Below are 25507 nucleotides of genomic sequence, written 5' to 3' on the forward strand. Positions count from 1 at the left end.
GAAAGGAGGTCAATAAAAGGAAGTACGTTTATTTATTCATCATTAAAAAAAAGATTATGACATTACTTTACAAGAAAATCCAGCGTGTGAATCCGTTAAAGAAAGACGAACCCCGTAAATGGTATCCGGTGGTAAAAAGTTTGGGTACGTTGGGCGAAAAAGAGGTTGCCAAGCGTATTTCCGAGGAAACGACCTTAAACCCGAAAGAGGCGGAGATGGCATTGGCACAATTGGAGAAAGTACTGATTAGCGGATTGCTGGACGGCTATACGGTGAAAATCGGAGACTGGGGCACGTTTCAGGTGACGGTGAATGCAACCGGTGCGGATACGGAAAAGGAAGCCACCGCTTCAAAAATTACGAAAGTAAATATCCGCTTCACCGCCGGACAATCTTTACGGGAGGCCGCGCAGAAAGCCACATTCCGTTCGGCAGCAGATTTTGTTGGCACTAACGGAAATGCTAACGGAGGAACGGAGAATATCGGAGGGGAAACCGGGGAAGGGTAACTTTTTCTCCATATCTTGCCCAAGATAGGTTGCCTATCTTGGGCATCTTCTTGTCTGTATCTTGCCCAAGATACAAGGAGTATTTCGGGCAAGGTGTCCGGAAGAGGATAATCGAAACAGATACTGAATTATAAACGAGACAATAAACCGAATAAAATATCAATAGATTAAAAAACAGAAAAAGATGAAAAGAGTATTGTATGGGATGCTGTGCTTGTTGCTGGTGGCAGGGTGCAGCAAGGATAAAATAGAGGAAGACACCCCTGTATTGCCGGATGATGTTACATTAGAGCTTTCCGCAACGGATCTCGTTTTCGAGTCCGGTGGCGGAAAACAGGAGTTCACCATTACAAGCAATGCGGAGTGGACGATTACCAACGAGAGCGAATGGTGTACGACGGATGTTACTTCCGGCAAGGGAGACAAGACCGTCACCGTAACGGTGGCAACTTCCGCCGAGACGGAAGACCGCAACCTGAATCTCTCCGTTAGGGCAGGAGAGCAGACGAGTGTACTCACTGTGACCGAGAAACACGGCAACGCCTTGATATTGGCAAAGGACAAATTCGACCTTCCGCAGGACGGCGGGGACGTGTCGATTGATGTTAAAAGCGATGTGGAAGAGGTCATCATTCCCGCTGAATATCAGTCGTGGATTACTCTGGCGCCCGACACGAGAGCGGCACAGATTAAGTGCTACGTATTCATTATTCTGGAGCAGAAGGGTAAAGATGGAAGATGGGGGTACATCATCTTCAAGAGCGGTGAGCGGAGCGATACGGTGTTTATCTTCCAGGCACCCGAAGAGCGTTTGATATTGTCGGAAGACACGTGCCGCGTATCGGGCAAGGGCGGAGATTTGACGGTGGAACTGAAGTCGAACATCGTCTACGACGTGACCATCCCAGCAGCCGCTGCGTCGTGGGTTAACCAGGTAACGGAGCGTTCTTTCCGGAGCGACCGTTTGAAACTGCACATCGAGGCCGACACGACTGTCGACCGGAACACGGAGATAGTGATTAAAAACCGGTATGGCGATGAGACCGACACGCTGTACATCCGGCAGACCTCCACGCAATCGCCCAAAGAAGACATCACCTCGGCATTCGACCCAGCCTTTGCGGGTTTGTTGCAGCGGTTGGGTTACATCCCCGATTCTACCCGGATATTAAGAGAAAACATACAACATATCGACTCGCTCGTTGTCTATTGGAAAGCTTTGACCTCCTTAAAAGGGATTGAATACTTTGAATCGTTGAGAAAGTTGTATTGCGGTTCTAATCGGCTCACATCGTTGGATGTAAGTAATAATACGGCATTAACCCACTTGAATTGCAGTTCTAATCAACTCACGTCTTTGGATGTAAGTAAAAATACGGCATTGACCCAGTTGTATTGTAGCTCTAATCAACTCACTTCTTTGAATATAAGTAATTGTACTGCATTAGCCATATTATATTGTCAGACAAATCAACTTACGTCTTTGGATGTAAGCAAGAACACGGCACTGGAACAACTGTACTGTCAAGAAAATCAACTTAAATCGTTGGATATTAGTAATAATATGGTATTGACCAATTTGTATTGTGGTAATAATCAACTCACGTTATTAGATGTAAGTAAGAATACAGCATTGGTTCAATTGGGTTGTAACGGTAATCAATTGACTTCTTTGGATGTAAACAAGAATACTGCATTGGGCAGCTTGTTTTGTTATTCTAATCAACTTACGTCTTTGGATATAAGCCGGGACACGGCATTGACAATACTGTATTGTTATAATAATCCTGGCGACGGGAAAGCTATCTTCCCTGTGACTGCTTGGTTTTATGACAATGATATTCCGTCTGGTTTTGGGTATGTAAAAAATTGGAGCTACGGAGACAACATCATCACCATCAGGTTTCAAACGGAGGAAGACATAAAAGACATTACGGCGGACTTCGACCCCGAATTTGCCAAAGTGTTGCAGGAAAATGGCTATATTCCCGATGCCGCCCATATTACCTTGGGGGATGTCAAAGGCATAAAGGCGTTATATATATATGCAACAGAAGCGGATTATCAAGCCGGTAAGGGACTGACCTCTTTAAAAGGAATCGAGTATTTTGAATCCTTAACCAATCTGTATTGTGAAAATAATCAACTTACTTCGTTGGATTTGAGTCAGAATACGGCATTAACCGATGTGAGTTGTTATGACAATCAGCTCACCTCTTTGAATGTCACGAAAAACACCGCACTGACATCCTTAGCTTGCGGTGGCAACCGATTGACTGCATTGGACGTGAGTAAAAACACGGCCTTGACCTACTTGTCGTGCGGTTCTAATCAGCTTACCTCTTTGGATGTAAGCCGGAACACGGCCTTGGTTGAATTACGTTGTTTAGAGAATCAATTGACTTCTTTAAATGTGGGCATAAACACGGTGCTAACCAAGTTGTGGTGTCACTTCAATAAACTTGCCTCGTTGGATGTGAGCGGATGCACGGCGTTGGATTACTTGCGTTGCAACGATAATCCCGGTGATGAAAAAAATATCTTTTCATTAACGGTTTGGAATGACTATAAGAATACAATTCGTATCGCTATAGACGATTATAATGGAACGGTAATGAATAGAGGGGAAGCATGGGAGTATGAAGGTAAAAAAGTCTGGTTCCGACTTTTAAATGAAAAATACAGTAAAGACATCACGGCAGACTTCGACCCCGGTTTCGCTAAAGCATTACAAGAAAAAGGCTATATCCCTGATGCTTCCCATATCATTAGGGGGGAAACAAAACTACTTACTTTAAGTTATTTAGATTTTAGTAGAACAGAAGCGGATTATCAAGCCGGCAAAGGCTTGACCTCCCTGGCAGGAATCGAGTATTTTGAATCTTTGACCTATTTAAGTTGCGCCTATAATCAACTCACGTCTTTGGATGTAACTAAAAATACGGGCTTGGGCAGATTGTCTTGTGATTATAATCAACTCACGTCTTTGGATGTGAGCAAGAATACGGTATTGACTAATTTGTCTTGTGGTTATAATCAACTCACGTCTTTGGATATAGGCAAAAATACGGCATTGGTCAATTTATATTGCCCTTTTAATCAAATTACATCTTTGGATGTAAGTGGTTGTACTGCATTAACAAGCTTGTATTGCGTTTATAATCAATTTACCTCTTTGAATTTAAGTGGTTGTACAACATTGACTGAATTAGGGTGCGGTGGCAATCAACTTTCATTTTTGGATATAAGCGGTTGTACGGCGTTGACTGAGTTGAATTTTAATAGTTTTCAATTTACGTCTTTGAATGCAAGCGGTTGTACAGCATTAACTAAATTAGACTGTTCTAACAATCAACTAACCTTTTTGGATGTAAGTAATTGCACTGCGCTGACCACGTTGACTTGTTATTGGAATAGACTTACATCTTTAGATGTGAGCGGTTGTACAGCATTGACCACATTGGGATGTAGTCATAATCAACTCATATCGTTAGATGTAAGTGATTGCACTGTGTTAACTACACTGAGGTGCAGTTCTAATCAACTTACATCCTTGGATGTAACCAAGAATGTAGCATTGATTACGTTGGAGTGCAGTGGTAATCCTGGTGACGGGGAGAGCTTTTTTCCGGTGACGGCGTGGTTTGATAACAATACAGTTCCGGGAAATATGAAATTTACTTACGAAGAAGACAGTAGTTTTGACGGTAAAAGTTGGACGTATGACGGCAAAACCATTACCATAGATTTCCGTAAGGCGGAGTGAAAAAGAAAGTAGAAAAGGTTAAAAAGTAGAAAAGTTGAAAGGGAGAGTTTTTCTCCCTTTCTTTTTTATCGTGAAGATAACTTATCATGGGAAAGACGTAATTTCATGAATTATAGCTACCTTTGTAATAAAACCAAAGCATAAACCACCATGGCAAAGATTACGGTTCAAAATACAGACATTAGTGTTGTCAAGCACAACGATGAAGATTATATCAGCCTTACAGATATGGCACGAAGTCAACTGCAAGAGCATATTATCTTCCGTTGGCTTAGTCTTAAAAGTACTATCGAGTATCTTGGTAAATGGGAAATGCTATATAATCCTGATTTTAATTGTACCGAATTCGGTATAATTCATCAGATGAGTGTATTGGAAAGCAGTGATAATGGAAACCGAAAATTATTAAGATGATTGTAATTCGTCCGGCAATCATTGAAAAAAGGGGGAATCTTCCCCCTTTTTTCTTAATTGGATTTGTTATCGGATTTCAGCACCCAGTTGGTGTTGGTAGTTGCCGATGAGTTTGTTCATGATTTTCATCTTCGTTAAAGTTGTAGATTTGGTTTTGTTGTATACTTTTACGAACTTTGTCGAAAGTATCAATTATTAATTTATCATCAATGAACAATATAGTTAGCATACCCAATGTTTGTAGAGATGAGAGGATTGGGAGTGCTTTCAATCATTTGTTCCGTTTGATACATCAAGTAGAATGTATCGATGATGATAATGTTGTTTGGGATTTTAGTGAATGTTCATTTTTTCATCCATTTTTCTTATTCCCGCTTGCTTTATATAAAGATACTTGTGAAAAGAATGTGATATTCAAAAATATGTCATCTTACCTTCAGGAATATTCCAAATTGATATATTTTGAAGATTTGTTGCATATACGTAAAGATACTTGCATAGAAGATATATTGAATGGATATATGAATAAGACCTATATACCTATATGTAAGTTTGATTTATGTATTACGAATATAGATGGTTTGCAATCTTGTATACAAAAGATAATAGAATCTCAGTGTAATGCTGATAAAAGAATAACGACTCCATTGTCATATTTTCTTGGAGAATTGATATGTAATATAAGCCAACATTCGGATAGTGTTCATGGCTATATATACTCACAATACATACATCAGGAAAAGTGTATTGATATGTGTATTGCAGATTCTGGTATTACTATTTTAGGTAGTTATGTGAAAACCAGGAAGTATCTAAATGAAATAGGGGATGACGATGCCATTGCTATTAAAAAGGCTAATGAAGGATATTCAACAAAAGATTTACCAAATAGCGAAAGCAGAGGATATGGTATATCTTCTACCAAAAAGATGCTTGTGGATGGATTAGGAGGCGCTTTCTTTATGTTGTCCGGCGGAGGTTTTCATCGTCATTCAGACTCAAAAAGTGATTATATAAAATTGCCTCCTTCTATAAATTGGAATGGCACGATTATATTAATGAGAATACCTATTGAAGTCCCAGTTGATTTCAGTTATGAAAAATATGTAGGATAATTAAAATGGGAATTATGGAAAGCAATGTAATAAAAATATCTTCATTGATTAGTAGCGATGTTCGTTCCCGTTCTAATGCAGATATAGTAAGGAACGCTATGATGAGAATGTCTGATAAGGCAATACTTGATTTTTCTGGAGTATCTTTCGTTTCAAGGTCTTTTTCTGACGAGTTGTGTTCTGTTGTTGAACATTTTCATAATCTGACGATAGTGATGATAAATATGTCTGATGTTGTTCGGAATATGATAGAAATAGTAAAAAACGGGAGAAAGAATAAAAGAGTTCGTATAAATGACGAATCTGTAATAAAAGAATTTGATAATATTGATAGTCTTCTGAAATTTTTAAATAGTGAGGCTTAATCCTTGCTATTTTGCTATCTAAGGTTACATAGTTGTGGGACAACAGAGAATTTATAAATATCAAAGGGCACCGATTTCGGTGCCCTTTGATATTATAGAAATAATGGTTTAACTTATCGGATTTCAGCCCCCAATTGGTGTTGGTAGCTGCCGATGAGTTTGTTCATGATTTTGTCGATTTGCTTGTCCGTCAGGGTTTTTTCGTCGTCCTGTAGGGTGAAGCTGACAGCGTAGGATTTTTTGCCGGTGCCCAGCTTTTCCCCTTCGTACACGTCGAAAAGGGTCACGGATTTCAACAGTGTCTTTTCCGTTCTCAAAGCGAGTTCTTTCACTTCCTTGAAAGTGACTTTTTTATCCAGCAGCAGGGCCAGATCCCGTTTTACGGAAGGATATCTGGGCAGCGGGGTGAAAGTCGTCGTATGGTTCTTGAGGGCTTTCAGCAGGTTTTCCCAAGAGAAATCGGCATAATAGACTTCCTGGTCGATGTCGAAGTTTTTCAGCAGTTTCCGGCTGACCGTTCCGACGGTGAGCAGGTGTTTGCCGTTCAGGGTGTAATTCAGTCCTTCCCGCAATATGTCCTGGGTGTTTTCCTCGATATTCAGCGCATCAGTTTTGAATCCTAGCCGGGAGAGTACCAGTTCGCCGCAGGCTTTCAAGGTAAAGAAATCGCTGCGGGCTTCTTTCGTGTTCCAGGAAGCCGCGGTTTTGTTCCCCGTGAGGAAGAGTGCCAAGCGGTTTTCTTCCCGGTACTGTTTCAGGTGGTTTTCTCCGTCTTTTTTGTTGAAGGTATAGGATTTACCGAATTCGTATAATTTTAAACTGTTGTTTTTCCGGTTGATGTTATAAGCGATGGTCTCCAGTCCGCCGAACAGGAGACTCTGGCGCATGGCGTTGAGGTCGGAGCTGAGCGGGTTGTAGAGCATGACGGTGTTTTCCGGCTTGTAGGTTTCCAGTCCCTCGAAATAGGACGCCTTGGTCAGTGAGTTGTTCATGATTTCGTTGAATCCGTTGCCGGTCAGCAGGTCGGAAATCATGTCCTTCAGCCGGTAATCGTCCGGTTTTTCCGAATAGCTCAAGGTCGAATTGACTTTGGAGGGCACCTCGATGTTGTTAAACCCATAGATGCGCAGAATGTCTTCGATGACATCGGCTTCGCGGCGTACGTCCACGCGGTAGGGCGGAACATGCAGCAACAGTGCCGTTTCGCTTTCCCGGACGATTTTCATTTCCAGAGCGGAAAGGATTTTCTTGATTCTCTCTTTTCCGATGGCTTTTCCGATAAGGCGGTCGATGTGGTCGTATTTCACTTCCACTTCAAAGTCTTTGACCGGGTTCGGGTAGATGTCGATGATGTCGGATGTTATTTTGCCTCCGGCGAGTTCCTTGATCAGCAGAGCCGCCCGTTTCAGCGCATAAATGACGATGTTGGGATCCGTTCCCCGTTCAAACCGGAAGGAGGCATCGGTGTTCAGACCGTGGCGGCGGGCCGTTTTGCGTACGAATACGGGGTCGAAGCAGGCACTTTCCAGAAATACGTTTTTCGTATTTTCGGTGATGCCGCTTTCGATTCCGCCGAATACTCCCGCAATGCACATGGGAGCCTCTGCGTTGCAGACCATCAAGTCGTTTTCGTTAAGCTCCCTTTCGACGCCGTCTAAGGTGACGAATTTGGTTCCCGTCGGGAAACTGCGGAGCAGGACTTTGTCGCCCTTGATTTTGTCTTTGTCGAAGGTGTGTAACGGTTGTCCCAGTTCAAAGAGAACATAGTTGCTGATGTCTACGACATTGTTTATCGGGTTCAGGCCGATGGCTTTCAGTCTGTTGCGCAGCCATGCGGGCGATTCTTTTACGGTTACGCCTTCGATGCAGACCCCCGCATAGCGGATGCAGGCTTCGGGGCGTTTCACCTCTATGGAGATGGAAGCGTCCGTCGAATCGGTTTTGTATTGTTCTACGGAGGGCAGGGTATAGTCGATGTCGCCGCTTTGTTTCAGGTAGGCGGCCAGATCTCGGGCGACGCCTATATGGGACGCGCCGTCCACCCGATTGGGCGTGATGTCTATTTCGATGACGTAGTCGGTAGTGATGTCATAGTATTCGGAGGCAGGCGTGCCTGTTTTTACGTCCGGCGGCAGTACGATGATACCCGCGTGGTCCGTTCCGATACCGATTTCGTCTTCGGCACATATCATGCCTTCGGATTCCTGTCCGCGTATTTTGGATTTCTTAATGACGAATTCCTTGTCGCCGTCATAGAGTACGGTGCCGATGGTAGCCACGACGACTTTCTGTCCTGCAGCTACATTGGGAGCGCCGCATACGATAGGGGTGAGGTGGCCGTCTCCCAGATCCACCGTGGTGAGGTGGAGGTGATCGGAATCCGGATGAGGTACGCAGGTTTTCACTTCTCCGATAACCAAACCTTTGAGTCCTCCTTTGACGGACTCGAATTTTTCATATCCACCGACTTCCAGTCCGATACTGGTCAATATTTTGCAGATTTCTTCGATGGGGAGGTCGGTTTTCAGATAGTCATTCAGCCAGTTTAAAGATATATTCATTTGTTTACGGATTAACTTATTGGGTTTATAGTTTCTATTTCGGTTTATCGTATTTGCAACATTCTTTCAATGGGAATCCAGGCCTTTTGTCTGATTTCTTCCGGCACTTTCACGACGTATTGTTCGTTTTCCAGAGCTGCCAGCGTGTTTTCGAGGGTGATTTTTTTCATTTGTCCGCATACGGTCGTGGGATGTATGGGGATAAATTCCTTGTCCGGATTGTCTTTCCGGAGTTTGTGGATAGTCTCGATTTCGGTGGCGATGATGAATTGCTTTTTGGAGGACGCGGCAGCGTGTCTGATCATGCCGGCAGTGGAGTAAAGGTACGCCTGCGGTAGGTTCAGTATGGCGTCGTCGTGCGAGCAGTTGGATTCGGGATGTATCAGAATATCCGCCTCGGGATAGGCTCTGTGTTTTTCCAATATCATGTCGGTGGTAATGCGTTCGTGGACGCAGCAGTCGCCGTTCCACAGCTCCATTTCCCGTCCTGTTTTGCGTTGTATCCAGGCTCCTAAATTCTTGTCTGGAACAAACAGGATTTTTTTGTCTTTCGGAAGACTTTCGACGACTTGCAGGGCATTGGCGGAGGTGCAGCAGATGTCGGTCCACGCCTTTACTTCTGCTGTCGTGTTGATATAGCTGACGACGATGCCGTCGGGGTTGGCTTTTTTCCATTCGCGGAGGTCGTAGCCTGTAATACTTTCCGCTAGGGAACAGCCGGCACCCAATGCAGGAATTAGCACTTTTTTACCGGGAGAGATGATGGAGGCGGTTTCTGCCATGAAATGCACTCCGCAGAATACGATGATGTTCGCATCGGTTTTTCCGGCTTCCTGCGAGAGCCCTAGTGAGTCGCCCAGATAGTCGGCCACATCCTGTACTTCGGGACGGGTGTAGTAGTGGGCTAAAATAATGGCGTTCTTCTCTCTTTTGAGCCGGTTTATTTTATCGCTAATCTCCTGGTTTGTCATTGCATTGTATTTTGGTTGCCAAAGATAAGGGTTTTGTTGCGTACTTTTCTCAAAATCTGCTCTAGTTCAAAAACTTTCTCCGGGTATTTTGCCGCCACGTTTTCCTTTTCTCCGATTTGTAGCATATTATAAAGTTGTGGTGTTCCCAGGTACCCCGTTTCGATTTTCGGTCCCCAGGTAATCATGGGACTTCCCTCGCTACCTTCGATATATTTCCAGTTCTTGGTACGTACGGAAAGCGTGTGATTGGCGGCCTGCTCTATGACCCATGGCCGGTCGGTGCGGTTTTGCCCTAAAAGGGTGGCGAGACAGTCGTAGCTGTCCGGAGCACTTCCCCTGGGTATGCGTGCATTTACCAGAGAGGCGAATGAGGCGAGCCAGTCGATCTGTGAAATCAAGGCGTCCGATACCGCCGGTTTTTGAATGCCTTCCGGCCAGTGGACAATGACGGGAATTCGTGTACCTCCTTCAAATGCGCTGTATTTTCCCCCGCGGAGATGGCCGGTCGGGCTGTGGCCGTTCAGCAGTTCCTCCGCCCGGTCGTCATAGCCGTCATCAACCACGGGACCGTTGTCGCTGGATAGTATGATGAGTGTATTGCGGGTTAATCCCAATTCATCCAGTATCTGCAGCAATTGCCCTATGCTCCAGTCGAACTGGGCGATGGCGTCGCCACGTAATCCCATTTTGCTCTTGTTTCGGAAGCGCTTGTGCGGGAAACGGGGGACGTGTATGTCGTTGGTGGCGAAATACATGAAGAACGGCTCGTCTTTGTGCTGCCGGATAAAATTGATGGCATGTACGGTGATGGAGTCCGCTATGTTTTCGTCTTTCCACAGGGCTTTGCCGCCTCCTTTCATGTAGCCGATGCGGCTGATGCCGTTTACGATGGACTGGTCGTGTCCGTGACTCGGTTTCAGATTGTATAACAGTTCCGGATTGTCTTTTCCTGTCGGTTCTCCGGAGAAATTCTTTATGTAGCTGACTTCTATTGGGGCGGACGGGTCGTAATTGGCTACCCGGCCGTTTTCGATGAACACGCAGGGAACGCGGTCGGCAGTGGCTGCCATGATGTAGGAGTAATCGAAGCCTAAATCGCCGAGTGCAGCTGGAAGCGGAGCATTCCAGTCCTGTTGTGCGGTTTTGTCGCCCAGTCCCAGATGCCATTTTCCGAATGCTCCGGTGGCATAGCCTGCGCTTTTGAACATATCGGCCATGGTATACTGCGCGGGATTGATGATCATGCCCGCATTGCCTGCGGCGACGTCCGTGCCGGGTTTGCGCCACGCGTATTCTCCCGTCAGTACGGAATAGCGGGAGGGGGTACTCGTCGCTGCCGTCGCGTGTGCGTTGGTGAAGCGGATGCCGTTGTCTGCCAATCTGTTGACATGTGGAGTCCGGATGTTTTTTGCACCGTAGCATTCCAGATCCCCGTAGCCCAGGTCGTCGGCATAAATGAAAATTACGTTAGGCGTACTGGAGTTTTTTTCTTTGTTCTCTGCTTGGGTGATCAGGCAGGACGACAAAGCCAATGACAGAATACCATACTGTTTCCTTTTCATGGTAGCGCTTTGATAAGTTCTTTAATGGGTTTTGATGTTCATGCTGATATCCAGTGCTGTTACCGAGTGAGTCAGGGCACCTACGCTGATGTAATCCACACCGGTGGCGGCCACTTCTTTCAAACGGGGAATGCTCATGTTCCCGGAGGCTTCGGTTTTGGCTTTCCCGGCGATGATTTTTACGGCTTCGGCCATGTCCTGATTGTTCATGTTGTCGAGCATGATGATATCGGCCTGTGCCGCCAGGGCTTCCCGCACTTCGTCCAGGTTGGTGGTCTCCACTTCGATTTTGATGCCGGCGGTGATGTTTTTGCGAACGGCCTCCACGGCTTGCGTGATGCCGCCTGCCACTTTTATATGGTTGTCTTTGATCATGACCATGTCATACAGTCCCATCCGGTGATTGGTGCCTCCTCCTTGCTTTACGGCCAGTTTGTCGAGCACCCTCAGTCCGGGCGCCGTTTTGCGGGTGTCAAGCAGCTGAGTGTGCGTGCCTGCCAGTTCCCTGACGTATCTGGCGGTTTCGGTGGCTATTCCCGACATGCGCTGGAGGATATTCAGCGAAAGGCGTTCTCCCAGCAGCAGACAGCGGTAGCTGGCTTCGATGCGCAGGATGATGTCGCCCTTTTTTACAGCGTCTCCGTCTTTCACTTTCGCATCCCAGACGATGTCTTTCTCAAAGCGTTCGTAAACGCGTCTGGCGATGCCCAGTCCGGAAATTACGCCGTCCGCCTTCATCTTCATTTCTGCTACCGCCCGGGAGCGGGCAGGTATGATGGAGTCGGTTGTAACGTCACCGGTGGCAATATCTTCTTCGATAGCGAGGTCTATCAGTCGGTCGATTAGTTCGTCGTATTGCATAGCTTGGTTTTTGTTTTTTCCGTGTTTATCGGGATGGTTCGGAGAGCTTCCCCTTTTTGTTGTACGATGTGACAGAGAAAAGCATCGTCCGTTTCGGGATGGTCTTCCCGGTAATGGCCTCCGCGGCTTTCTTTGCGGTATAAAGCGGAGCGGATAATCAGACGGGCCACTTCTATCAGGTTGCGGCTGATCAGAGTGTAATATTCGTAGGTATCGTCCGGGAGCTGTTTTTCCAGTGCATCCAGTTTATTCAATCCTTCTTCCAGGCCTTTTTCGTTGCGGATGATTCCAGCGTGAATGCTCATCAGTGTGGCAATTTCTTTTTTCAGCCGGATGTAGGCTTCGTCCTGTCCCGGATTGCAGTGATAGAGGACTTTGAAGTCCGGCAGGTCTTTCACGGGCGTACTGTGACGCGAGAATTCGATGGCCCGTTTACCGAACACCAGACATTCGATCAAAGAGTTGGATGCCAGACGATTGGCTCCCATGATACCGGAGGAGGCCAATTCTCCGCAAATGAACAAGTTGGGAATATTGGTCTGGCCGTTGAGGTCGGTGCGGACTCCGCCGACGGTGTAGTGGGCTGCCGGAGCGACGGGAATGCGGTCGCACATATCAATGCCCAGCTCCCGGCATTTTTCGTAGATGTTCGGGAAACGGTGCCGGACGGTCTGCGGGTCGAGGTGTTTGAGCGACAGCCAGACGAAGTCCTGGTTGTATCGGATCAGTTGCCGGTAGATGGATTGGGCGACGATGTCGCGGGGTGCCAGCTCCGCCAGTTCGTGTATCGCGGGCATGAAGCGTTCGCCGTTCTGGTTGATCAGGTGAGCGCCTTCCCCCCGGACGGCTTCGCTGATCAGGAATGCTTCCTCCGAATCCGTGTAAATGGCGGAGGGGTGAAACTGGATGAATTCCATGTCGGCGATTTCACATCCGGCATTGTAGGCCAGCGCCAAACCGTCGCCAATAGTGGTGTGGGGATTGGTCGTCCGCTTGTAAATGGCCGATGTGCCCCCCAAGGTAAGGAACGTGTTGGTTCCGATGAAAATCTCTTCTTTTTCGTTGGTCAGATTCCACGAACGTACTCCGCAGCAGCGGCCTTCGGCTTTCAGCAGACCGATGACGGAGTGGTTTTCATAAATGTCGATGTTCGGGTTATTGATGACCTTGCTGATCATGAAGCTGGTCACCATTCTGCCGGTGGCATCTCCGCCGGCGTGCAGGATCCTCTTTTTGTGGTGGCCGCCTTCCAGTCCGAGGGCGAGGCTGCCGTCCTCCATGTCGAAATGCATGCCTTCATTGATAAGCTCCTGTATGCGCTGCGGTCCTTCGTTCACCAGAATGTCAACAGCGGGGTAGTCACACAATCCCCTGCCTGCGATAATCGTATCCTCAAAGTGGAGTGCCGGAGCATCGTTTTCGTCGGTAACCGCGGCAATCCCGCCTTGTGCGAAATAGGAGTTGCTTTCTGTGATTCCGCATTTGGTCAACAAAGCAACTTTGCCGTATGCAGCAGCATGGTAGGCTGTATATAGTCCGGCTAATCCGCTGCCTGCAATGATATATTCGTAATGACGCATTTTCTCATTGAGTGTAAATTAGTGCGAAAGTACCATTTTTTTGTAAAAGGCGGGCAGATTACCGGATTTTTTTTGGAAGAGCGGGAGAATTGTCCTATTTTTGTCAACAGCTCGGAAAAGAGCGTGAAATCTGATATTAATACTTAAAACTAATAAACGATGATTACAAAAAATAAAGCGGTATCGGTAAGTTACGAATTGAGGACGGAACCGGAGGGAAGCGTTCTGGAGACGGCGGACAGGGAAAGACCTTTGGAGTTTATTTGCGGACAGGGGCAGACACTGGAGTATTTTGAGATGAATCTGCTGAACAAGAACGTAGGGGATAAGTTCGATTTCAAAATTCCGGCTGCCAATGCTTACGGGGAGGTGAATGAGGAGATGATAGTGGATTTGCCTAAGGATATATTCAAGGAGGTGGAGGCTGATGATATGAAGGTGGGGAATGTGTTGCCGATGATGGACAGCATGGGTCGGCATCTGCGGGGAAAAATTCTTTCTATTGGCGAGGAGGAGGTCAGAATAGACTTCAATCACCAGTTGGCGGGGAAAGATCTTTATTTTAAGGGAGAAGTATTGGAGGTAAGGGATGCTACCGACGAGGAACTGGAAGCGCTTCATTCGCATAAATGTGGCGGATGCAGTGGCTGCGGCTCAGAGGGTGGCTGCGGCTCTCACGAGGATGGCTGCGGTTGCGGCGGATGTCATTAAAACTCCGGGTATGGCAGGGAATGTATTCGGCAAATTGTATCGGCTGAGTTCTTTCGGCGAATCGCATGGAGTGGCGGTTGGAGGGATGATTGACGGTTGTCCTGCGGGAATCCCTTTGACTGAGGAGATGATTCAGTGCGAACTGGATCGGAGGCGTCCCGGACAGTCCGATATTTCCACGCCCCGCAGTGAAGCGGATCGGGTGGAAATATTGTCGGGAGTCTTTGAGGGCAGGACGACGGGTATGCCCATCGGCTTTCTGGTGCGCAATACCGGGCAAAACAGTCAGGATTACAGTCATTTGAAAGATATATTCCGGCCTTCTCATGCAGACTATACATGGTATAAAAAATACGGAATCCGGGATTACCGGGGCGGAGGACGCTCTTCGGCACGGGAGCATATTGCCCGGGTGGTTGGCGGAGCGGTGGCGAAACAGGTCCTGTCCCGGTACGGAATAAGAGTGAATGCCTATACTTCCCAGATCGGGGATATCGTGCTGTCCGGACAATATTCCGACTATGATTTGACACGGATAGATGCGAATACGGTCCGTTGTCCGGATAAAGAGGTGGCTGAGCGGATGATTGAGCTGATTCGGGAAGTAAGGGATGCCGGAGACAGTGTGGGAGGTTGTGTGACCGGAGTGATCCGGGGACTGATGCCGGGATTGGGGGAGCCGGTGTTCGATCGCTTTCAGGCCCGTTTGGCGCAAGCCATGCTGAGCATCAATGCAGCCAAAGGTTTTGAATATGGTTCCGGATTTGCTGCTGCCGGTATGCGGGGAAGTGTGCACAACGACTCTTTTTTTATGAAAGATGGACAGGTACACACGGCAACCAATCGTTCGGGAGGCGTACAGGGAGGTGTGACCAATGGTGAAGACGTGTATTTTCGGGTGGCTTTTAAGCCTGTGGCGACCATTATGGCAGAGCAGGAAACCGTGACAAAGGAGGGTGAGGAAGTACGCTTTCAGGCGCATGGCCGTCATGATCCTTGTGTCGTGCCGCGTGCGGTTCCGGTTGTGGAGGCGATGGCTGCCATGACTGTGCTGGATTTGTTGCTGGAAAATGAAGGAGGAAAGCGAACCGGGGATGTATTTTCTGTATAAAAATTTGTTCGGACGGAAGGATTTGTATATTTTTGGTGAAATTTAAACAATAAAGCTATGGCAAGTATTAGAAGACTAAAGAAAGATATTAATTATGTATCGTCAGCTATCATTTCGGATTGTTTCAGATATTGTGTAATTTCTGGAAAAGATGATGAAGAAGTTAGGGAAATAATAAGAGATACGATTACTACTCGGGATGAGTTATTGGTTCGGACTAGAGGGGCTAAAAGATTAAAAGATAGAAAAGAGATTAGAAATAATTTTAAAGCAATATTTCGGGATTTATTAAGCAATGCGGACGCAGCTTTTAATAAATTGAGTGGAATCATAAAAGCTGTTTAATAGTTCTTATTATTGGGAGAGCGTATTCGAAAAGTTTTTAAACTTTTGGGATACGCTTTTTTTATTGTTTTAGATTAGTTGGGGGGATTATTATGGAAAAGATAGAATTGGAGGGAGTTGGTGAAATTAGAGTGAGGCGTGGAATGAATATTAAATATTTGTCCATACGAATGTCGCCGGGACGAGGAGTATGGGTGAATGTTCCCTGTGGAGTGAGCGGCAGGCAAATGATTAAATTTGTGGAGGAAAAGAAGGAATGGATTGTGCGGAATTTATTAAAAGTGAAGTTTTATGAGAAAAATACAGGGGTAGGTTTAGGTATTGGGGCTGAAATTCGGACTAAATTGCATGCGTTAGTTATATCGGAAGGGGATTGTCATCAACCTTCCTATAAAATTGAAGGAGAAAAAATTACATTGTGGTTGCCTCGAGGAATGGCGTATGAAAAAATAGATTTTTTAGCTAAAAATTTTTTAGCGGAAATATATAAAAAAGAGGCACGACAACTACTGCCTGATAAAGTGAAGTATTATGCGGAAAAATATGGATTTTGCTTTACACATCTTTCTTTTCGGAATAATATATCTAATTGGGGAAGTTGTTCACATGATGACAAAATCAGTTTGAATATTAAACTGATGAAACTACCGGATGAATTAATAGACTATGTTATTTTGCACGAGCTTTGTCATACCGTAGAGAAAAATCATTCGGAGCGTTTTTGGAGGTTAGTAAAAAATGTGTGTCCAGACTATGAAATTCGCCGGCGGGAATTACGTGCTTATAATACTCGATTTTGAGCATAAACGGAATTCCGTTTTTTTAACTTAGATTAGAATATAAAAATTTTATCTTTGCTTTCTTTGAACAAGCAAATGAAACTTTAATATTTTGTATAGATTTGAGGTATTATGCAACAAAATGAAGTGAAAGAAATCAGAAATTTGTTGGAGGCGGTGAAATATCCAGGTAGCTCACAGAATATTGTGGCTTTGGATATGGTACAATATATACGGACAGAAGGAGATAAAGTATCTTTTCGTTTGGTTTTTCAGCGTAAGGAAGATCCTTTTGCGGCTTCCCTGAAAAAGAAATGTGAAACAGTAATCTTAGAGAATACATCCTATAAGAATGTTGCTATAGAAATGGTATATATGCAGGATTTGGAGCGTCCTTTTTCTTTGGAAAAAGTTAAAAATGTAGTGGCGGTATCCTCTGGGAAGGGAGGAGTAGGTAAGTCCACTGTGTCTGCAAATTTAGCTGTTGCCTTAGCTATGCAAGGATATAAAGTAGGATTGGTGGATGCGGATATTTTTGGACCGTCTATTCCTAAAATGTTCGGATGTGAAGATGAACGTCCATATATGACAGAAGTGGAGGGAAAAGAGTATATTGTTCCTGTGGAAAAATATGGTGTGAAACTGTTGTCCATAGGCTTTTTTGTTGATTCGGATTCTGCTACGGTATGGAGAGGGCCAATGGCTTCCAACGCTTTAAAACAGATGGTAGAGCAGGGGTATTGGGAGGAGTTGGATTATATGCTGATAGACCTGCCTCCGGGAACCAGCGACATTCATTTGACTTTGGTGCAGACTGTGGCATTGACAGGAGCGATTGTTGTGAGCACTCCCCAGCAGGTGGCATTGGCAGATGCGGTAAAAGGTATTAATATGTTTGAATCGCCCGGTATTGCTGTGCCTGTGTTGGGATTGGTGGAAAATATGGCTTGGTTTACTCCGGCTGAATTACCGGAGAATAGATACTATATTTTTGGTAAGGAAGGGGCCAAGCAATTGGCGGAAGAGAGAGGACTACGGTTGTTGGGACAAATTCCGGTGGTGCAGAGTATATGTGATTCCGGTGATTCCGGAAAACCGGTGGCTTTGAATGTCAATTCTGTAATTGGTCAGGCATTTGCAGAGCTGGCAATCCGGGTGTCGGAGACAGTGGATGCACAGCAGGAAATAGCTCGGAGAGTAAGGGTATCTAAGAAATAAACGTAAGTTTTGACATGAGATTGAGGGGGATAATTTATATCGGTATAATAGTCTTATTGGCTGGGTGTTCAACGAAAAAGAATACGCTGTTTTCACGGCAATATCATCAGTTGACGACCCGTTATAATATTCATTTTAACGGAAATGAGGCACTGAAGTCGGGGATAAAGAAAATGGAGCAGAACCACAAGGAGGATTATACCAATTTATTGCCTGTGTTTGTTTCCAATAATCCTTGGACACGTGCGCTTTGCACATCGGATATGGATTATGCCATCGAAAAAGCCGTTAAAGCCATAGATAAGCATTCGATTACGGCAAAACCCAAACGAAAAAAGAATAAGGACTCGAAAAATTATGAGACTTTCCGTAAGAAAAAGGAGTTCAATAACCAGATACCTAAGTGTTATCTTCTTTTAGGTAAAGCTTACTTTTTGAAAGGCAAATATGCCATGGCCAATAATACGTTCCGCTACATTCAGCGGCAATATGCGGATGATGAGAAATTGCAGGCAGAAGTTCTTTTATGGTTTTTCAGAAGTCTCTCGGAAATGGGACGTTATGATGAAGCAGAGAAGTTAATGCCGGCAATTGAGGCGTCGAAATTGAAGCGAAAGCAGCGGGAGATGTATGTCGCGGCAAAAACAGATTTTTATGTTCGTCAGAGGAATTATGCCCAAGCAGTCACGGCGGGAGAAGAGTTACTGAAGGTGTGTAAAAGTATGAAGAGAAAGCCCCGCTATTATTTCATGCTATCGCAGCTCTATCTGCAGGAACAGCAGGATGTCCAGGCGATGCATGCGTTGAAAAAGGCAATACAGTTTAATTTCAACTATGAGATGGTATTTAATGCCAAGATTAATATGGCTCTTGCTTATCAGGATGGAAACGAATCTGTACAGAGGAAATTGAAAAAGATGCTGAAAGATCGTAAGAATGTGGATTTTCAGGATCGGATTTATTATGCCTTGGCAAATATAGAAGAGAAAAAAGGCAATCAGCAAGATGCGGTGGATTTGTATTGGAAGTCAGTGAAAGCTAGTGTGGATAATGATAATCAGAAAGCATTATCGTTTTTGAAGTTGGGGGATTATTATTTTGCTGAAAAAGATTTTGTACTTGCACATACCTGTTATGATTCTTGTGTGTATTTCATGGATTCCAGGGGTGAAAATTATGACCAAGTAAAGAATTTGGTATCGGATTTGGCGGAATTAGTGTCAAATCTGAACATGATACAATTACAGGACAGTTTGCAGCGGTTGGCACAATTGCCGGAAGCGGAGCGTTTGCGGTGGGTGGATGAAAGAATCCAGGAAGTGAAAGACGAAGAGCAACGGATAAAGGAACAAGAACGGCAAGAGCAGCAGGAACGGAATTTCTTTATGCAGAATAATATGATTAGTCGGGGGGATGCATTCTCGCAAAGGAGTGGCGGGAGTGGTAGCTGGTATTTTTATAATCCGGTGACAGTTTCTTTGGGTAAAAACGATTTTAAACGGAAATGGGGACGCCGGAAATTGGAAGATAACTGGCGGCGTACCGACAAATCTATGGTTGAATTGGCAGCAGGAACGGAAGAATTGGTCAGCGGAGAAGAGCAGAAACAGGAAAAATTGGATACAAAAAGCCGGGAGTTTTATTTGAAAGATATACCTCTGACTCCGGAAAAAATGGCGGAGTCGGAGAAAAAGATGGAGGATGCCTACTATCAGGCTGGAGAACTGTACTTGTATAAATTTGACGCCCCGGATAAAGCATTGGCATGTTTTAGTGATTTTATCAAACGCTATCCGGAAAGCCACAATGTATCTTTGGTGTATTACCTGGCTTACCAATCGGCACAACGGGCGGATAAAGCGGAGGTCGCGGAATCATACAAAAAAGAATTGATGGAGAAATTTCCGGAAAGTGATTTCACGAAGGGATTACAGGATCCGGAGTATTTCCGCAAAGTGGATAGCGACTTGAAAGTAATAGAGAAATTGTATGGGGAAGCCTATGACCTTTACCAGCAGGTGTATTACCGGGAGGCTTTGCAGAAGTGCGAGGATATAATGGAGCGTTATCCTGAAAATAAATTGAGTGCCAATGTGTTGTTTTTAAAAGCGATGTGTGTGGTGAATCTGGACTCTCCGCAGGAGGCCAGAGTGGCATTAAATGCCGTATTGGAGGCAAAACCGGATAAAAGTATCCGTGACGTGGTAAATGCTGTTTTGGCTTCAATGGACGTGGGGGAGACTCCGGTGCAATATACCGGAGAGGAAATGGCAAACGCCCGTTATCTGAAAGCAAATCGCCATTGGGTATTTGATGAAACGGGAAGTATAGCTACGAAAGGAAATGAAAAGGTACCGTTCAATTTGGAAAAGTCGGAAAAGCATGATATCCTTATATTCTTGCCACAGGAACTGAAAACTGTGCAATTACGGCAAATGCAGCTCCGGTTGGAATTTATCAATGCAGTAGAAGCAGCCGAAGGGCGGAAATACGGGGTGAAAAAGGAGGATTTGTGGTATAAAACACCGGTTTTACGTATCACTTCTTTTGAAAATTACGAACAAGCGTTTAATTATCTGAATCGGATTGCCACAGATAAGAAGTTGTTGAAAAACCTATCTGGAATGACTTACCGTATTGTTGCTATTCATGAGCAAAATTTAGCGTTATTGAAACGCGTGAAGGACACGGATGAATATGTGGAATTTTTTATAAATAATTATATCGGTGACCGTGCTACCGGAGAGCTGTTGACGGGTAAGCAGGGGACTGCGGCCCATATATTCAAGTTCCAGGAAGACGAACCGCACGATTATGTGTTATATCTGCCCTTTCACAAGGTGAATATGAAAAGAATATCGGAAATGATTCATGCCATAGAACCTGCTTTTTTTATAGAGAAAGAAGATTATGATGACGAGTACGAAATAATTGTAGTGAGGAATGTTGGACAAAAAGGGTCGGCTCTTGATTATATGAATACCATCATGCAGAACAATGAATTGTTTGAACGGCTTGATAAGGTAGAGTATGCTCATTTTGTTATTACGGAAAGTAATTTGGCTGTTTTATTGGAACAGCACAACATAGAAGATTATCGGAAATTCTTTGTAGATAATTATCTGCGGAATGCTTCCGACATAGGAATAGAGGATGGGCAGTTTATATATAACAAAAGTGTGGAACATAAATTTGTATTATTTTATTTTAATACGATTGACCCTTATAAATTGAAAGCCGTATTTGAAGAATTTAATTTTGCAGGTCTGACGTTGAATAATAACAGATATGATGAAGAACATGACTGTCTGGTGGTTTCGGGTTTTGCAAATCGGGAGGAGGCCATGCGTTATTTCAATACGGCTATCACGAATCGGAAACTTTTTAGATCTTTAAAGGATACGGATTACCGTAATTTTGTAATTTCTGATGCTAACTTGAAAGTCTTGACTGAACAAAAATTGGTAGAACCGTATTTGCATTTTTTTAAAAAATACTATTTGGATTAGATAGGATATACAGCCAATGAAATGGATAATAAATAATTTGGATGAACTTTCGGGTGTGGCTGCTGATTTTTTTAAAAATATCGGCGACAAAAAGATTTTTGCCCTTTACGGACCGATGGGAGTTGGAAAAACGACTTTTGTAAAAGCAATAGCAGCGTGTGAAGGGGTATTGGACGATGTAAGTTCTCCTACCTTTGCCATAGTGAACGAGTATCAGACGGCAAAAGGGAATACAATATATCATTTTGATTTTTATCGTATAAAAGATGCTACGGAAGCGATGGACTTCGGGTATGAGGAATATTTCTTCGGAGGTAATCAATGCTTCATTGAATGGCCGGAAAAAGTAGCGGAATTGATACCGGAAGAGGCTGTAGCATGTTATTTTTCAGAGCTGCCGGACGGAAAAAGGTTGCTTGAAATAAAGGAATGACAATGGAAAGAATAGGTAGACTGTCTGTAATAATAGGACAAGGCGGCGTATTGTGTAAGGAAGAGGAGCTCTTTCGGAATCATAAACGAAAATCATTGTTTATTGGAATACCCAATGAACAAAGGAAAGGAGATAATCGCGTTTGTCTGACCCCTGAAACCGTGAGAACATTGGTTGATATGGGGCATAAAATTATAGTACAGCGGGGGGCGGGAGAAGGAGCTAATTATACGGACAGGGAATATTGTGATTGCGGGGCGCGGATTGTAGAAACACTGGAAGAAGTTTATGTGGCGGATATTATTTTAAAAGTGACTTCCGTTTCTGTCCGGGAGGCAGAATACATGCATGAACATCAAGTGATACTTTCTTCGATGAAAGTATTCCAATTAAAGAAAGAAGCGATAGTGGAGATGATGCGGAAGAAAGTGACCGCTTTGGGTTTTGATATAATAAAAGATGACGAAGGATATTATCCGATAGTTCGGATAATGAGCGAAATTGCCGGAAATGCGGCAATAATGATAGCCGGAGAATACTTAAACAACTCGCGCGAAGGAAAAGGAATAATCTTAGGAGGGGTGAGCGGGATTACCCCTACCGAAGTAATGATACTGGGAGCGGGAACACTGGGGGAATATGCGGCACGGGCAGCCTTGGGATTGGGTGCGACAGTGAAAGTATTTGATGCTTCGGTCAATCGCTTACGACAATTGAGAGAGAAATTAAACGGACAAGTCTACACATCGGTTTTTCATGAGCCGGTCGTAAATAAATCATTATTAACGGCAGATGTCGTTATTGGAGCCGTGCGGTGTTTGGATAAAAAGCAGGCGGTAATGATTCGGGAGGAACAGGTAAAGCTTTTAAAACGGGGAGCTGTTATTGTGGATTTATCCGTAGATCAAGGCGGGTGCATAGAGACCTCTTACCCGACGACACACGCGCAGCCGGTGTATACGTATGAGGGGGTAATACACTACTGCGTCCCCAATGTGCTTTCAAGAGTAGCAAAGACGGCATCCATTGCTTACAGCAACGTACTTTTGCCTTTATTGTCGGAAGTTGCGGATTTGGGCGGATTTACCCAGGCACTGCGGGTAAATGCCGGATTGCGGAATGGAGTATATATTTATAACGGGATACTAACAAAAGAAGTATTGGCAGACCGCTTTGAATTGATGTCAAAGGATATTGATTTATTATTGGCTGCTTTATAGTTGCTATTAAATTTATTTCTTATGAAGAAATTTATCAGATTATTTTTCATACTGCTTTGTGTGTGGCTTTGTGCTGCCTGTTCGGCGCGTTACTATATGAAACGGGGAAACGCCCTTCGGGAAACCGGACGTTTCTACAAAGCAAGTACCAAATACGAAAAAGCCTATAACAAATCAAAGCTGCCGGAAGCACAGGTTACGGCAGCCATGAGTGTGGCGCAATGCTACGAAGATGTAAACAAGCAGCCGGATGCCTACAATTGGTATCGCAAGGCACTTCGGGCAAACAAGGAATATCCGGAAGTCCATTTGAAATTGGCGGAAGTGGCCATCATCCGGGGAGAACTGGAGGCGGCGGAAGAGCACTATACGCAATTCGATGAACTGTTTCCTGATGATGAGCGGGGTAAAAACGGACTTTACAACATAGGCGTATTAAAAGCCGGTATAGAAAAAGCAGGGCGTTATTCCGTCCAGATTGCGAAAGAATTTAACTCGCGTTATAATGATTTTTCACCGGTATACTATCCTGAAGACAACAACATTGTTTACTTCACTTCGGCACGAAAAACAAGCAACAAGAAAAGAGGAAAAGTCGATCCGGTGACGGGGGATGCCTATAACCATATTTATGTCACTGAATTTACAAATGAAATCCGCACGAAGGATAAGCGGGGAAATTTAAAAATCAGGCGTTTCCCGGAACCCCGCTGGGTGACCCCTGCTTTGGTGAGGGACTCCATTTTCTCCGGAAAAGATGATGGCAGCCTTTGTTTTTCGTCAGACGGAACCACGCTGTTTTTTACATCATCGCGGGAGATAAAAGGGAGCAACGTCGGGACGAGAATCTATAAATCCACCGCCAACGAAGACAAAGACGGGAAAAAAGGATGGACAACCCTTTTAGGGGCAGGTATATGCAACGACTCTGTTTCTTTAGGACACCCCGCCGTGACACAGGACGGTTCCCGGCTTTATTTTTCCACCGACCAGCTGTCGGGAGGAATGGGAGGAAAAGACATCTGGTACGTGGAACTGGTGGATGGAATTTGGAGCGAGCCCCAGAATGCGGGAGAAGTGATAAACACCCCCGGCAATGAAATGTTTCCCGTGATACGGGACAACGGAGACTTGTATTTTGCTTCCGACGGGCATGACGGATTCGGAGGACTGGATATTTATGTGTTGAAAACAACCGAGGAAGGGGAACACATCGAACATCTCCCTTATCCGATAAATTCTTTCGCGGACGATTTCGGGATAACCTTTAAAAACGGGAAAGAAGAGGGATTGTTTTCTTCCTCCCGTTCCAATCGGAGCGACAACATTTATTCTTTTGCCTTTATCCCGCAGCAATTGCAGGTGCGGTTGCTGGTTAAAAACAGCGTGACGGAACTGCCCGTCCCGCAGGTAAACGTAACGGTTACCGCCGATGACGGCGAAGTAAGCTACGTGGAGACGGATAGTCTCGGCATCCTGGAAATGCCCGTAGCACCCCAGCGTGAGTACATCTTTTTGGCGGAACATCCCCGCTATCTGAAAGGAAAAGAGTTGTTGTCCACTTACAAGGAAAAAGGGGATCGGACTTACGAGCTGAACATTGAAATGCAGCCCATCGAAAAACCGATAGTTATCCCGAATATTTATTTTGACGTGGCCAAATGGGATTTACGGCAAGACGCCATGGACAATCTGAAAGAACTTTTGACCATATTGAAAGACAACCCCAATATAACCATCGAATTGTCCGCCCACACCGATATGATTGGGAATGACCAGGCGAATCTGATACTTTCCGACCGCCGTGCCAACTCCGTTGTAAATTACCTGATTGAAAAAGGCGTATACTGGGACCGCTTGGTGGCGAAAGGATACGGCGAGACCCAGCCCCGCCAGATAAATGAAAAAGATGCGCAGGCATATCCCTTTCTGAAAGTGGGGGACGTATTGAGTGAAAATTTCGTACGTCGTCTGAAAGGAAGTGAGAAAGAAGACGCTATGCAGCTCAACAGACGTATCGAATTTAAAGTCTTGCGCACCGATTACAAGCCGGGGCCCAACTCTTTGCATAATCCGAATCAGGTGGCACAGACCGCGGAAGAAACGGAGAAAATCGGGGAAGTGAGTTTGAAAGACCTGAACAGCATAAAAGGGAAATTCTACACCCTGCAATTGGGTATATTCAGGACGGTACCGGCAGTCATCAACAACTTCCGTGTGGTATTCACGGAGAAAACAGCGGAAGGTGCCGTGCGCTACTGTGCAGGTATCTATGAAAGCAGGGAAGAAGCTGCCAGGGCTGCTAATGAATTAAAGCAAAAAGGAATCGAATGTTTTGTGAAAGAATGCAACCATTGATTGCGGTTGTAAACAAGAAAAGCAGTTACTTTCGTAACTGCTTTTTCTTTTCTGTGGTATCACCTGGAATCGAACCAGGGACACAAGGATTTTCAGTCCTTTGCTCTACCGACTGAGCT

At 44.9% G+C, this 25507-nt stretch carries 18 protein-coding genes and 1 pseudogene; 14 read left to right on the plus strand and 5 right to left on the minus strand.

Features of this window, described 5'->3' with window-relative positions; translation table 11 throughout:
* The first annotated feature begins 56 nt into the window (after nt 1-56).
* The 5 genes and pseudogenes from NFR61_RS02855 to NFR61_RS02875 all read left to right on the plus strand — a co-directional run bounded on the left by NFR61_RS02855 (nt 57) and on the right by NFR61_RS02875 (nt 6169).
* Nucleotides 57-509, plus strand: coding sequence for an HU family DNA-binding protein (locus NFR61_RS02855; RefSeq protein WP_251620411.1), 453 nt, complete (start codon nt 57-59; stop codon nt 507-509).
* Between the two features lie 184 nt (nt 510-693).
* Nucleotides 694-4275, plus strand: a complete 3582-nt coding sequence (locus NFR61_RS02860) for a BACON domain-containing protein (RefSeq protein ID WP_251620414.1) — start codon at nt 694-696, stop codon at nt 4273-4275.
* Nucleotides 4276-4425: 150 nt separating this feature from the next.
* A pseudogene (locus NFR61_RS02865) lies at nt 4426-4632 on the plus strand (KilA-N domain-containing protein); the annotation flags it as partial.
* Nucleotides 4633-4898: 266 nt separating this feature from the next.
* On the plus strand, nt 4899-5804 hold the full coding sequence (locus NFR61_RS02870) for a hypothetical protein (RefSeq protein ID WP_251620418.1): 906 nt from the start codon (nt 4899-4901) through the stop codon (nt 5802-5804).
* Nucleotides 5805-5818: 14 nt separating this feature from the next.
* A complete protein-coding gene (locus NFR61_RS02875) occupies nt 5819-6169 on the plus strand; it encodes a hypothetical protein (RefSeq protein WP_251620420.1) in 351 nt (116 codons plus the stop codon).
* Nucleotides 6170-6282: 113 nt separating this feature from the next.
* Here the strand turns inward: NFR61_RS02875 and pheT are convergent, their stop codons facing one another.
* From pheT to nadB, 5 genes are read right to left on the minus strand one after another with little or no spacing between them, the layout of a single operon-like run.
* On the minus strand, nt 6283-8730 hold the full coding sequence (gene pheT / locus NFR61_RS02880; protein ID WP_251620422.1) for a phenylalanine--tRNA ligase subunit beta: 2448 nt from the start codon (nt 8728-8730) through the stop codon (nt 6283-6285).
* Between the two features lie 44 nt (nt 8731-8774).
* Complete coding sequence (nadA, locus tag NFR61_RS02885; protein ID WP_251620424.1) at nt 8775-9701, minus strand: quinolinate synthase NadA; 927 nt, start codon at nt 9699-9701, stop codon at nt 8775-8777.
* Nucleotides 9698-11263, minus strand: a complete 1566-nt coding sequence (locus tag NFR61_RS02890) for a sulfatase family protein (protein WP_251620426.1) — start codon at nt 11261-11263, stop codon at nt 9698-9700. Before NFR61_RS02890 ends, nadA begins: the two co-directional genes overlap by 4 nt.
* 21 nt (nt 11264-11284) lie before the next feature.
* On the minus strand, nt 11285-12124 hold the full coding sequence (nadC, locus tag NFR61_RS02895) for a carboxylating nicotinate-nucleotide diphosphorylase (protein ID WP_251620428.1): 840 nt from the start codon (nt 12122-12124) through the stop codon (nt 11285-11287).
* On the minus strand, nt 12106-13704 hold the full coding sequence (gene nadB / locus NFR61_RS02900) for an L-aspartate oxidase (RefSeq protein ID WP_251620431.1): 1599 nt from the start codon (nt 13702-13704) through the stop codon (nt 12106-12108). The genes nadC and nadB overlap by 19 nt, the downstream gene beginning before the upstream one ends.
* A gap of 159 nt (nt 13705-13863) precedes the next feature.
* Between nadB and NFR61_RS02905 the strand changes: the two genes are divergently transcribed.
* The 9 genes from NFR61_RS02905 to NFR61_RS02945 all read left to right on the plus strand — a co-directional run bounded on the left by NFR61_RS02905 (nt 13864) and on the right by NFR61_RS02945 (nt 25388).
* Nucleotides 13864-14415 (plus strand): FKBP-type peptidyl-prolyl cis-trans isomerase, encoded by a 552-nt coding sequence (locus NFR61_RS02905; protein ID WP_251620433.1) that lies wholly within the window; start codon nt 13864-13866, stop codon nt 14413-14415.
* Between the two features lie 10 nt (nt 14416-14425).
* A complete protein-coding gene (gene aroC, locus NFR61_RS02910; RefSeq protein WP_251620467.1) occupies nt 14426-15526 on the plus strand; it encodes a chorismate synthase in 1101 nt (366 codons plus the stop codon).
* 57 nt (nt 15527-15583) lie between these two features.
* The gene (locus NFR61_RS02915; protein ID WP_251620435.1) at nt 15584-15871 is read left to right on the plus strand and encodes a hypothetical protein; all 288 of its coding nucleotides are present in this window, start codon (nt 15584-15586) and stop codon (nt 15869-15871) included.
* Nucleotides 15872-15963: 92 nt separating this feature from the next.
* A complete protein-coding gene (locus NFR61_RS02920) occupies nt 15964-16671 on the plus strand; it encodes a M48 family metallopeptidase (protein ID WP_251620444.1) in 708 nt (235 codons plus the stop codon).
* A 111-nt stretch (nt 16672-16782) separates the two neighbouring features.
* On the plus strand, nt 16783-17868 hold the full coding sequence (locus NFR61_RS02925) for an Mrp/NBP35 family ATP-binding protein (RefSeq protein WP_251620446.1): 1086 nt from the start codon (nt 16783-16785) through the stop codon (nt 17866-17868).
* Nucleotides 17869-17882: 14 nt separating this feature from the next.
* On the plus strand, nt 17883-21377 hold the full coding sequence (gene porW / locus NFR61_RS02930) for a type IX secretion system periplasmic lipoprotein PorW/SprE (RefSeq protein ID WP_251620448.1): 3495 nt from the start codon (nt 17883-17885) through the stop codon (nt 21375-21377).
* Nucleotides 21378-21393: 16 nt separating this feature from the next.
* Complete coding sequence (tsaE, locus tag NFR61_RS02935) at nt 21394-21810, plus strand: tRNA (adenosine(37)-N6)-threonylcarbamoyltransferase complex ATPase subunit type 1 TsaE (RefSeq protein ID WP_251620457.1); 417 nt, start codon at nt 21394-21396, stop codon at nt 21808-21810.
* Between the two features lie 2 nt (nt 21811-21812).
* Nucleotides 21813-23030: an alanine dehydrogenase gene (locus NFR61_RS02940; protein ID WP_251620459.1), complete on the plus strand. Its 1218-nt coding sequence runs from the start codon at nt 21813-21815 to the stop codon at nt 23028-23030.
* A gap of 21 nt (nt 23031-23051) precedes the next feature.
* Nucleotides 23052-25388: an OmpA family protein gene (locus tag NFR61_RS02945; protein WP_251620461.1), complete on the plus strand. Its 2337-nt coding sequence runs from the start codon at nt 23052-23054 to the stop codon at nt 25386-25388.
* Nucleotides 25389-25507: the final 119 nt, after the last annotated feature.

Source organism: Odoribacter lunatus, assembly GCF_943193135.1.
Classification (GTDB): Bacteria; Bacteroidota; Bacteroidia; order Bacteroidales; family Marinifilaceae; genus Culturomica; species Culturomica lunata.